Origin of the sequence: Streptococcus oralis (assembly GCF_026782125.1) — a bacterium.
Taxonomy (GTDB): domain Bacteria; phylum Bacillota; class Bacilli; order Lactobacillales; family Streptococcaceae; genus Streptococcus; species Streptococcus oralis_CE.
The window spans coordinates 65,850-77,732 of sequence record NZ_JAKUVY010000004.1; the positions used below are offsets into that span (position 1 = coordinate 65,850).

Genomic DNA, 11,883 nt, shown 5'->3' on the forward strand with positions numbered 1-11,883 from the left:
ATAATAGAGGACAGAAAAAGGAGTAATGTATGTATTTTATTGAAATTTTGAAGTCAATCTTTTTTGGGATTGTTGAAGGAATTACAGAATGGTTGCCCATTTCAAGTACTGGCCACTTGATTTTAGCTACAGAGTTAGTTCCGTATAAAGATCAAAATGAAGCTTTCATGTCCATGTTTAAGGTAGTCATCCAGCTTGGTGCCATTTTAGCAGTTATGGTCATTTACTTCAACAAGCTTAATCCCTTCAAACCTGGTAAAACCAAGGTCGAAGTTCGTCGAACTTGGCAGTTGTGGTCAAAAGTCTTGGTTGCGACCTTGCCTTTGCTATTGGTCTTTAAATTAGATGATTGGTTTGATGCCAACTTCCATAACATGGTTTCAGTTGCGATCATGTTGATTATCTATGGTGTTGCCTTTATCTATCTTGAAAAACGAAATAAGGCGCAAGCCATTGAACCAACAGTAACAGAGTTAGACAAGTTGCCTTATAAAACAGCCCTTTACATTGGGCTCTTCCAAGTCCTCGCCCTCTTCCCAGGAACGAGCCGTTCAGGTGCGACTATCGTTGGTGGGTTGTTGAATGGAACAAGTCGATCTGTCGTAACAGAGTTTACCTTCTATCTCGGAATTCCTGTTATGTTCGGAGCCAGTGCTTTAAAGATTTTCAAATTTATTAAAGCAGGTCAACTTTTGAGTTTTGGACAACTGTTCTTGCTCTTGGTTGCTATGGGTGTTGCCTTTGCAGTCAGCATGGTTGCCATTCGTTTCTTGACCAGCTATGTGAAGAAACACGACTTTACACTCTTTGGTAAATACCGTATCGTACTCGGTAGTGTCTTGTTGCTCTATAGTTTTGTGCGTTTGTTTGTATAAGTTGAAAATAGAATAAAATAGGATAGTTCTCCAAAAAAACATTTGAGGAACTATCCTATTTTTTTAATTATTTAGCTTATTTTTTATTACCTTATTATGTCACCTTGTCCTACGTTTATCCAAGGCTTTAAAAGTAAACGAAAAGATTGTATTTAATTTGATTGACTTAAAATTTCTTGGATCAAAGATTCATCAAAAATATCTAAGCCGATGGATTGAAGCATAAATTGTAAAAAATAGATACGATCAACTATTTTTTCGGAAGAATTTTCAAAAATACTTCCTTCTACCCAAAAGTTAGTCAAAAGCAAGATTGTCTCGGCCGCTTCATTAGGGAAGGGGATGGGTTGAATGGACTGATCTTCTATTCCTTTTTTTATAATATCTGCAATAAGGGGAGTTCCTATACGCAGATTGTAACGGATAATAGTCAGCATGAACTCTGCATCAAGAGGCGCGTGATTCAACATTTCGTAGTTAGTTTTCTGACTTTTTAAACTAAACTGAAAGATTTCTTTGAGCTGTTCTATTCCAGTTAAATGACTGGTGGATTCAAGCCAGTCTAGCAATTCCTTTTCCATCAATTGATAACGCTGTTTTAAAACTGCAAAAAGAATTTCATCTTTTGATTGAAAATGGTGATAAATGGCTCCTTTTGAAATACTAGCTGTTTGCGCTATGTTTTGTACACTTGTTTTTTCATAGCCGTTGTGAATAAAAAGCTGTGAAGCTGTTGATAAAATTTTTTCAATCATTGCTTGAGATTTTTCTGTTTTTGCGACCATTAAGTTCCTTCTCTCTGTTTTATTAAATTTATTTTATCAAAAAAAGAAGAAAAGGTAATATTTGAGCAGTCTAACAAGTCTCCTTCTTAAGAAAACCACTCTACTTTTTTAATTTTGCTTCTATACGTTTGATGTGATACAAGTTTGAGAGAACTGAAATCCCACCGATGGCCATTATTCCTAAACCATTCCGAGGACTAAACAAAGTAGTGATGAGCCCACCAGTGATTGTAGCATACCCACATTTCACTCCCAAACGAGAATGTCTGATACCACTCTCTCCTTGTGTTAATCGATAAAATTGTTCTTTTTGCTGAATTATTTGCTTTTTAATGGCTTCGTGATGACGTATTTGTTGTTGACGTACTCGTTGATTTTGTTTTGCAACATAATCGATTGTTTTTTCTAGCATAGATTTTTTCATGTTAATTCCTTTCTTTAAAAACCGACCGGTCGGTACTTCTATATTTTCTAGTTTAACAAATAAAAATGAAGGTGTCAACACCTACCACTTATGAGAAAAAGTTTTTTTACTAGGAACTATTTGAAATCTATCTCACATTTTTAGTTTTAAGTGTTGGAGTTAATACTTAATTAAAACCAACTGCCCCTTTTCATTAATAAACTGTCAAAAAATATTGTAGTCCAAGTATATGCGTGGGAATATTCCTTTAAATTTATAGTATATATCCTAGTACAAATGCGGTAGGGCACCAAACTAAACTATATTTCCCAAAAGCATTCAGTTTTCTAGTAAAAGAGAGAGGGAATAAGAGTAAGAGGCTTTCTTGAATTAGGAATTATTAGAGTCTAAAAGGGGAATAATACTGACACAGTCTGCTGAATGTTGGTCAGCAATTTAAGATAGTACCTCAGACTGTTTTAGTGGTTAGCTATCACGCTCTAAGAATTATTTTTAAAACAGAATGAGGCTGAAAAACTTTTGTTCCAACCTCATTTGATTTAAACCAATGAATCCCTTCAAGGATTTAAAATCCTGTCACTGTAATTCCTAGTAAACGGATACCTTTTTCTTTTTCAGCTAGCTCTTCGTAGAGTTGAAGGGCAGTTTGAGAAATCTGACTAGCGTCCTGTGTTGCTTGTGGAAGGCTTTTTCGTCTAGTCAGAGTGGAGAAGTCAGCATATCGTATTTTTAGGATAATGATTTTTCCAGCTTTGCCTTGTTGGCTGAGATTGTGAGCTACCTTTTCTGAGAGAAGAGTCAGCTCTTTTTTGATGTCTTCTTCTACTTGCAGAATCTTCCCATAGGTTTTCTCCTTGCCAATGGACTTACGAATGCGATCGGACTTGACTGGAGAATTGTGAATACCACGAGCTTTTCTATAAAGGTCAAAACCGAGTCTGCCAAAGCGATCAATTAAAGTAACTTCTGAGACGTCCAATAAGTCTGCACCAGTATAAATGCCCATTTCATGAAGCTTTTCTACTGTTTTCTTACCAACACCATGAAATTTAGCAATATCCATTTGTTTGAGAAATTCTTGGGCTTGATTAGGTAGAATCACTGTCAAACCATGTGGCTTCTGATAATCACTGGCCATTTTAGCTAAGAATTTGTTATAAGAGACGCCTGCAGAAGCAGTCAGGTGTAGTTCCTGCCAGATATCCTCTTGGATGAGGCGGGCTATTTTGACAGCAGACTTGATACCGAGTTTATTTTCCGTCACATCTAAGTATGCCTCGTCAATACTCATAGGTTCAATCAAATCAGTGTAGCGTTTAAAAATAGCACGAATCTCAAATCCCACAGTTTTGTATTTTTCATAATTTCCAGAGATAAAGACAGCTTGGGGACAGCGCTCATAAGCTTCTTTAGAACTCATGGCTGAATGAACACCAAAAGCTCGTGCCTCATAGCTACAGGTAGAAACGACACCACGCCCACCTGTTTGTCTGGGATCGCTTCCGATAATGACAGGTTTGCCCTTTAACTTGGGATTATCTCTAATTTCCACCGCAGCAAAAAAGGCATCCATGTCAATATGGATGATTTTTCTGGACAGATCATTTATCAATGGAAATATGAGCATTCCAATCCCTTTCTAGTGTCATTTTCTATTTATTATACCCTTTTTTCTGAAAAAATGGGAAAGTTCAACCTGACTTTCAAAAATATAATACAGATAAAAACAAAAAAGAGACTGTATTATAAAAGAAAGCGTCTAAAATGCCGATTTTCTCTTGTTGAAATCGGTTACTGTATGGTATACTTGTCTCAAGAATGTAACAGATGACTGTTACTAGAAAAAAGAGGACATTAACATGGTTGTTAAGACAGTTGTTGAAGCACAAGATATTTTTGATAAAGCTTGGGAAGGCTTCAAAGGCGTAGATTGGAAAGAAAAAGCAAGTATTTCTCGCTTCGTTCAAGCTAACTACACACCTTACGATGGAGATGAAAGTTTCCTTGCTGGACCAACAGAACGTTCACTTCACATCAAAAAAATCGTAGAAGAAACAAAAGCACACTACGAAGAAACTCGTTTCCCAATGGACACTCGTCCAACATCTATTGCTGATATTCCTGCTGGATTTATCGACAAAGAAAATGAAGTTATCTTCGGTATCCAAAACGATGAACTCTTCAAATTGAACTTCATGCCAAAAGGTGGTATCCGTATGGCTGAAACTACTTTGAAAGAAAATGGATACGAACCAGATCCAGCTGTTCACGAAATCTTCACTAAATATGTAACAACAGTTAACGACGGTATTTTCCGTGCCTACACTTCAAACATTCGTCGCGCTCGTCACGCTCACACTGTAACTGGTCTTCCAGATGCCTACTCACGTGGACGTATCATCGGTGTTTACGCACGTCTTGCTCTTTACGGTGCAGACTACTTGATGCAAGAAAAAGTAAATGACTGGAATGCAATCAAAGAAATCGATGAAGAAACAATCCGTCTTCGTGAAGAAGTAAACCTTCAATACCAAGCATTGCAACAAGTTGTTCGCTTGGGTGACCTTTACGGGGTTGATGTTCGCAAACCAGCGATGAACGTGAAAGAAGCAATCCAATGGGTTAACATTGCTTTCATGGCTGTCTGCCGTGTGATTAATGGTGCCGCTACATCTCTAGGTCGTGTGCCAATCGTATTGGACATCTTTGCAGAACGTGACCTTGCTCGTGGTACATTTACTGAATCAGAAATCCAAGAGTTCGTTGATGATTTCGTTATGAAACTTCGTACAGTTAAATTTGCTCGTACAAAAGCTTATGACCAATTGTACTCAGGTGACCCAACCTTCATCACAACTTCTATGGCTGGTATGGGTAACGATGGTCGTCACCGTGTTACTAAGATGGACTACCGTTTCTTGAACACTCTTGACAATATCGGTAACTCTCCAGAACCAAACTTGACAGTTCTTTGGACTGACAAATTACCATACAACTTCCGTCGCTACTGTATGCATATGAGCCACAAACACTCTTCTATCCAATACGAAGGTGTAACAACAATGGCTAAAGACGGATACGGAGAAATGAGCTGTATCTCATGCTGTGTGTCACCACTTGACCCAGAAAACGAAGATCAACGCCACAACATCCAGTACTTCGGTGCTCGTGTAAACGTTCTGAAAGCCCTTCTTACTGGTTTGAACGGTGGTTACGACGATGTTCACAAAGACTACAAAGTATTTGACATCGATCCTATCCGTGACGAAGTTCTTGAATTCGAATCAGTTAAAGCCAACTTTGAAAAATCTCTTGACTGGTTGACTGACACTTACGTAGATGCTTTGAACATCATCCACTACATGACTGACAAGTACAACTACGAAGCTGTTCAAATGGCCTTCTTGCCAACTAAACAACGTGCTAACATGGGATTCGGTATCTGTGGATTTGCTAACACTGTTGATACATTGTCAGCTATCAAGTACGCTACTGTTAAACCAATTCGTGATGAAAATGGCTACATCTACGATTATGAAACAATCGGTGAATACCCACGTTGGGGTGAAGATGACCCTCGTTCAAACGAATTGGCAGAATGGTTGATCGAAGCTTACACAACTCGTCTACGTAGCCACAAACTATACAAAGACGCAGAAGCTACAGTATCTCTTTTGACAATCACATCTAACGTTGCTTACTCTAAACAAACTGGTAACTCACCAGTCCACAAAGGTGTATACCTCAACGAAGATGGTTCTGTGAACTTGTCTAAACTTGAATTCTTCTCACCAGGTGCTAACCCATCTAACAAAGCTAAAGGTGGCTGGTTGCAGAACTTGAACTCACTTGCTAGCCTAGACTTTGGTTACGCAGCTGACGGTATTTCATTGACAACTCAAGTTTCTCCACGTGCTCTTGGTAAGACTCGTGACGAACAAGTGGATAACTTGGTAACAATCCTTGATGGTTACTTCGAAAACGGTGGACAACACGTTAACTTGAACGTTATGGACTTGAACGATGTTTACGAAAAGATCATGTCAGGTGAAGACGTTATCGTACGTATCTCTGGATACTGTGTAAACACTAAATACCTCACACCAGAACAAAAAACTGAATTGACACAACGTGTCTTCCACGAAGTTCTTTCAATGGATGACGCATTGAGCTAAGATAGTATAAAGAAAACTAGCCTGAAGGCTAGTTTTTTTGTTACTGAGATTTTGATAATTTTAAAACAAGGAATATTATAGTTTTTATTCTCAGAGAGAAGAGATAAATTACTTCTATATAAAATATAGCTTTTTCTGCCTTACTGCAGGTGTCATAGAATTGACTAAAAAGGATTGAATTCTACAAAATATAGACTTCAATCCTTTTTTAAAATATACTATCTAGCTTGAAGAGTAAATGACATATACTTTAGTCGTTATCTTCTTCTTTACGTTTGAATAGTGTAAGACCTAAGGCTGCAAATAGAGCTAGAGCACCAGTTACTGCTACAGAGTGATTGTTTTCTGTTCCTGTATTTGGTAATACTTTGGTATTATCAACAGTAGATTGCTCAGTATTTGCATGGTTTTGTTGACTATCTTGACTTAATTGGTCAGTATTATTTGGAGTGGTTGCAGTAGTAGCAGCTGTTCCTATTCTTACAATTTCATCAGTAGGTGTAATTGTAACTGTAGAAGAGAGAATGTTGCTAGAAATAATCTGTCCTTTATCATCAAAAACTTCTTCGATAATGATTGTACGAAGACCAGCTTTTCCTGGGGCTACAATCATTTTTGTTCCATTGGCTAATGTATCATCATAAATAGATTGAATACCATAAGGGATAGAAAGTTCAATAGTTCTCTGAACTGTTCGAGTTAGTGGCTTGGTTCCAACTAATACAATCTGGTTGACAGGCTGAGTTTGTTCGTCAGAGATAACACGAGACGAGATCACAGTATTGTTTCGGTTGTCAATAGTATCTTCGTGAACAATAGTTCTGACACCTTTAACACCAGGGGTTTGAATCTCTTCTTCTCCAACAAATAGCTTGTCAGAAGGAACTTTAACGATATCAAAATCAATATCCTGTTTCTCAGTTCTTTGAGTAGTTACAGTAAGTGGTTTTGTTCCCACAAGTACGATCTGTTTGACAGGCTCGGTTTGTTCGTCAGAGACAACACGAGACGAGATCACAGTATTGTTTCGGTTGTCAATAGTATCTTCGTGAACAATAGTTCTGACACCTTTAACACCAGGGGTTTGAGTCTCTTCTTCTCCAACAAATAGCTTGTCAGAAGGAACTTTAACGATATCAAAATCAATATCCTGTTTCTCAGTTCTTTGAGCAGTTACAGTGAGTGGTTTTGTTCCAACTAATACAATCTGTTTGACAGGCTGAGTTTGTTCGTCAGAGATAACACGAGACGAGATCACAGTATTGTTTCGGTTGTCAATAGTATCTTCGTGAACAATAGTTCTGACACCTTTAACACCAGGCGTTTGAGTCTCTTCTTCTCCAACAAATAGCTTGTCAGAAGGAACTTTAACGATATCAAAATCAATATCCTGTTTCTCAGTTCTTTGAGTAGTTACAGTAAGTGGTTTTGTTCCCACAAGTACGATCTGTTTGACAGGCTCGGTTTGTTCGTCAGAGACAACACGAGACGAGATCACAGTATTGTTTCGGTTGTCAATAGTATCTTCGTGAACAATAGTTCTGACACCTTTAACACCAGGGGTTTGAGTCTCTTCTTCTCCAACAAATAGCTTGTCAGAAGGAACTTTAACGATATCAAAATCAATATCCTGTTTCTCAGTTCTTTGAGCAGTTCTAGTAAGTGGTTTTGTTCCCACAAGTATGATTTGCTTAATAGGTTTAGTAGTGATACTATCAGAAACTTGTTCTCTTGAAATGAGATCATTTGTATCATTATCACGGATTTCTCGATAAGAAACAGTACGGATTCCTTTGACACCAGGAGTTTTGATGACAGAATCACCAACTAGAATAGTATCATCGTTTACATATTCTGTTTCGAAATCGACATCAAACTGATCAAATGCTCCAATAGCTTTGGAAGTTCGTGTACCAACATGGACAATACGGCTTTGCGGTGCCGTAGTTACATTTTCATCAGTAAATGTATACTGCGTATCGTTCTTCAAACCAATTGGAAGGTTTTCGTAGCGATAAGTCATCTCAGTTGTTTGAGTTTGGTTTTTAGTGTCAGTGTAACTATACGTTTTAGTGGCTGTCATAATTTTGCCATCTGTGGTTGTATAGTCTGCTCGAAGCAAGCCAGGAATGCGATCATTATCAGTAGCTTCTCGAATATTTGTTGTTGCATAGAAGTATCTGAGACCATAGTTTAGGATATCGGTTCCACTTGATTTCTCATAAGCAGAGTTATCGACACCAGTCGCATAGGTATTTACAGTTTTCGTTCCAGCTACACCAGGAGTTTTCTCAATGCTAGTTCCAGCTGCAATAGTTTTATCGTTCACGTAGATTGTCTCATATGGAACAGTCTCTTCTGAACTGTTGATTAAACTAGGGGAACTTGTTGAAAAACGACTAACTCCCATATTGAATTGAGTGCTATTCTTTTCCTTGTTAGGAGTAAGGCGTTCGGTTGCAGGCTTATAGATCGCATTGCCAAGTGGATCGGTTTTCGTATCGGTAGTAGAAGCTGTGATTTCTGATTCGGAAGTGAAGGTATTGTTTTCAGTATATCGAACCAGGTGATTGGTTTCTAATACACGGATTGGCAAATCAACATTGTTAGCATAACTAATATTAGAAATTTTAATATCGTTTCCAATAAAAGCTAATGGTTGAGTTCGACTAAGTGTATTTGGAAGGTTGCTTGGAGTTCGAGTTGTATTAATACCAAAGCCAAGTCCAGGTTGCACCAAAGTACCATTATTTCCATTTAAACTAATTAACGGCGTTTGCGTTGCGGCGTTCTTAGCTAAAGTTTGCGTGATTTCACCAAAATCTAAATTATTATCCTTAAAAAGAATACCTTCTGCATTAGTTGTAATAGAAATGATAGGCATTGTTTTTTGTTTTCCAATGATGCCCGGTCTAGTACTCATGAAGGTTCGTTTGACTTTAATGTCATTGTTTTGGAAAACAACAGATCCGCGGAACTTATCTTGGTTAGCACGAATTTTTGAATCTGCGACATTAAAATTACTAGTCGATTCAGCGATTGTAATAGCAGATAAATCTTTATTTGGATCACCATAAAGTTCTTCAAGCTCGACTTTATTATTACTAATGTTGATGGAACCAGAACCATATCCCAATCCGTTTGCAAATTTACTTGTATCAGATAATGTAGCTGTTCCCCTAATATTGTCATTAGAAGAGTTAATCATCTTAATCAAATCGTTTGCTGAGTGTCCAGTGATTTGATTGTTTTTTATATTTAGTACATAGTTTAGATAAGGCTCTTGCATACGAACCAAGATAGCATTTGTATTGTAGTCTTGGTTTGTAGCGGTTCTACCTGATGAATCCAAATCTTGAATGCGGTTATTACTAATTTCAAAATAACCGACGGCTCCGTCTGCACTCAAGTCCTGAGATTTTTCATTCGTTTGCAAATGAATCGCTTCATACTGGAGGTAATCATGACCATGTGTGAATTTTCCGTCAACTTTCAAGTCATCTCGTACTAGACGATTTGTTTTATCTTGTGTGACAACGTTGTTTCGAATGACAACATTTTCCATTTTAAAGTTTCGGTTGTATACAGAGATACCTAACAAGCGATCTCCGTATGAAATGTTGTTTTCGATTAAAATTCGGTCACCGTCGTGAATATCTAAACCTTTACGATAGTTATAGGTACTCGTATTGTTTCGGAAAACAATTCCATTATTGTAGGATCCAGCCTCTGAAGCGAAACCATAACCTGTACTTCCGTTTAATTTGTGTCCATTTTCAGAAGTGGTTGTTCCTTCAATAAGGATATTGGTTTGGTAAGAGAATTGAACTCCAGCCACTCGGTTATTGTGAGTATTACTGTTTAATACTTTATTGTTTTCACCTAAGTTTAGACTGCTGAAAGTATAACCAGGAGCTTTTCCAGCAATCAAATTACTCACAGAACGAGGACGTCCCCAACCAGGTAGAGAGATATTTGAGACACTGTTATATGATGACCCGAAACGGATACCAGCTTTGTTAGCTCCACTCGCTTCAACGTTCTCAACAGTTACATTATCAGAATCATTGATAAGGACGCTATCGACTTTTCCATAGTAGGGCATTCCTTTGACGTAGAAGCCATCATGTTGTTCTCCAAAAGCTTCTTTTAAGTTTTGGATAGAAACAGATAAATCTTTCACAAGGAATCCATTTTGATTTTCAACTAGCAAAACAGCATGGTTGCGATTGTCAGTATCATTCTCGTTGCTATCCCAAGGATTTCCTAGCTGAACTAAATTTGTTTTTAATACGGTTGTTCCTGGACCGTCTCCAAAGAGACCGGTTACATTTGAGTGCTCTGAATCGATTTTAATTTGATTAAAGGAGCCACTTTCGCTTTTGCGATAGATAGGCAACGCAATACCTGTGAGATTCTCCCCATTAGAACTGATATAACGAACAAGTCCTTCCGAGTCTACACGAAGATTTTGATATTCTTCTTTTGTAACATGCGAAAGATCCTGAACACCATCAATTCGTCCTTTTTGTATAGGCATAGGGACACCTGATCCGTATGTTAAAATTTTATAGTGATCAATTTCGCCTTTATCACGAGCCACATTGACAATTCCAGAAAGTTTGACGGCAACACCAGTATGTTGTGTACCATCTGGATCAGCCATTACAATTTCATTTGCTGCTTTTAGTGCTTTATTAACAGCGAGAGTATCATCTTGGTTATCAGCTACATTCAAGCCGAAATCAGTAGCATTGACATAGTACCATTTGTTTTTATGATCATAGTGAACATCATACTCAATGCCTTCAACAGTTGGTTTTGAAACAACGGTTCTTACATCTTCTGTGATGGCATCTTGAATTTTCTTTGATTGGTTTTCTTTTGGTATTTCAGGAATGGCTTTTGCTTTGATTGCATCCTCGTCAGCTTTTACTTCTGGTTTTAGAGCGGGTTCGATAGATTCAGCGGGCTCAGTCGGTATAGATTCTTTTGGCTGACTTTTATTTTTTCCCGCAGATGTGGATGCGCTTACACTTCGGAATCCACTTCGTCCTATTTGTTTACTATCTGCTGGCTCTGCTGGCTTCGTAGGAGTTTCAGTTACAGTGCTAGCACTATCGGATATATTGGAAGAAGGAGTAGTAGACTGTTCAGTCACTGAACTAGGATTATTACCATTCTCAGCAGAATTTGGAGTATTTCCGTCTTCATTGGTTTTTTCAATCGTTGAAGATGTAACTGTAGTCGGTTGTAGCATTTCTGAAGTGTCTCCCCCAACTTCATTAGCGGCTACGTTATTGACTAATAAGGCTGAAGTAACAATTCCGATTGAAACAGCAACCCAGTGCTTCTTTACTTTACGTAACTTTTTCATAAAAATATAATTCCCTTTTTATATTAAATAGTTTGACCGCAATTATTCATAATAATTTATATTTAGTTTCTCCTACAAACAACTATAATAATATATAAAAATATATTGCAGCCTTTTTATTTTAACAAATCAAGTAGTTTGAGTCAAGAAATTAAACTAGAAAATTAGAAAAAAATACAGATTATTTAATGAATAAAATTATTTCATTTGCAAAATAATTACAATAGCGTTAAATCGCTTGACAAAG

6 protein-coding genes are annotated in these 11,883 nt (G+C 37.5%); 2 read left to right on the top strand and 4 right to left on the bottom strand.

Going from position 1 to position 11,883, the window contains the following annotated elements; translation table 11 throughout:
* Positions 1 to 29: 29 nt before the first annotated feature.
* Positions 30 to 875: an undecaprenyl-diphosphate phosphatase gene (locus MK385_RS04690; protein ID WP_268725412.1), complete on the top strand. Its 846-nt coding sequence runs from the start codon at positions 30 to 32 to the stop codon at positions 873 to 875.
* A 152-nt stretch (positions 876 to 1,027) separates the two neighbouring features.
* On the opposite strand, the gene MK385_RS04695 is transcribed toward MK385_RS04690, so the two are convergent.
* The 3 genes from MK385_RS04695 to dinB all read right to left on the bottom strand — a co-directional run bounded on the left by MK385_RS04695 (position 1,028) and on the right by dinB (position 3,711).
* The gene (locus MK385_RS04695) at positions 1,028 to 1,660 is read right to left on the bottom strand and encodes a TetR/AcrR family transcriptional regulator (RefSeq protein WP_268725413.1); all 633 of its coding nucleotides are present in this window, start codon (positions 1,658 to 1,660) and stop codon (positions 1,028 to 1,030) included.
* A gap of 100 nt (positions 1,661 to 1,760) precedes the next feature.
* Complete coding sequence (locus tag MK385_RS04700; protein ID WP_268725414.1) at positions 1,761 to 2,084, bottom strand: hypothetical protein; 324 nt, start codon at positions 2,082 to 2,084, stop codon at positions 1,761 to 1,763.
* 565 nt (positions 2,085 to 2,649) lie between these two features.
* Positions 2,650 to 3,711 (bottom strand): DNA polymerase IV, encoded by a 1,062-nt coding sequence (gene dinB, locus MK385_RS04705; RefSeq protein ID WP_268725415.1) that lies wholly within the window; start codon positions 3,709 to 3,711, stop codon positions 2,650 to 2,652.
* A gap of 232 nt (positions 3,712 to 3,943) precedes the next feature.
* On the opposite strand from dinB, the gene pflB reads away from it, so the two are divergent.
* A complete protein-coding gene (pflB, locus tag MK385_RS04710) occupies positions 3,944 to 6,259 on the top strand; it encodes a formate C-acetyltransferase (protein ID WP_000260622.1) in 2,316 nt (771 codons plus the stop codon).
* Between the two features lie 250 nt (positions 6,260 to 6,509).
* On the opposite strand, the gene MK385_RS04715 is transcribed toward pflB, so the two are convergent.
* Positions 6,510 to 11,636, bottom strand: coding sequence for a G5 domain-containing protein (locus MK385_RS04715; RefSeq protein ID WP_268725416.1), 5,127 nt, complete (start codon positions 11,634 to 11,636; stop codon positions 6,510 to 6,512).
* Positions 11,637 to 11,883 lie beyond the last annotated feature (247 nt).

Excerpts from the sequence above, each read along its gene's own strand:
- MK385_RS04690 (WP_268725412.1), top strand. The coding sequence starts at position 30 with ATGTATTTTATTGAAATTTTGAAGTCAATCTTTTTTGGGATTGTTGAA.
- MK385_RS04695 (WP_268725413.1), bottom strand. The coding sequence starts at position 1,660 with ATGGTCGCAAAAACAGAAAAATCTCAAGCAATGATTGAAAAAATTTTA.
- MK385_RS04700 (WP_268725414.1), bottom strand. The coding sequence starts at position 2,084 with ATGAAAAAATCTATGCTAGAAAAAACAATCGATTATGTTGCAAAACAA.
- dinB (WP_268725415.1), bottom strand. The coding sequence starts at position 3,711 with ATGCTCATATTTCCATTGATAAATGATCTGTCCAGAAAAATCATCCAT.
- pflB (WP_000260622.1), top strand. The coding sequence starts at position 3,944 with ATGGTTGTTAAGACAGTTGTTGAAGCACAAGATATTTTTGATAAAGCT.
- MK385_RS04715 (WP_268725416.1), bottom strand. The coding sequence starts at position 11,636 with ATGAAAAAGTTACGTAAAGTAAAGAAGCACTGGGTTGCTGTTTCAATC.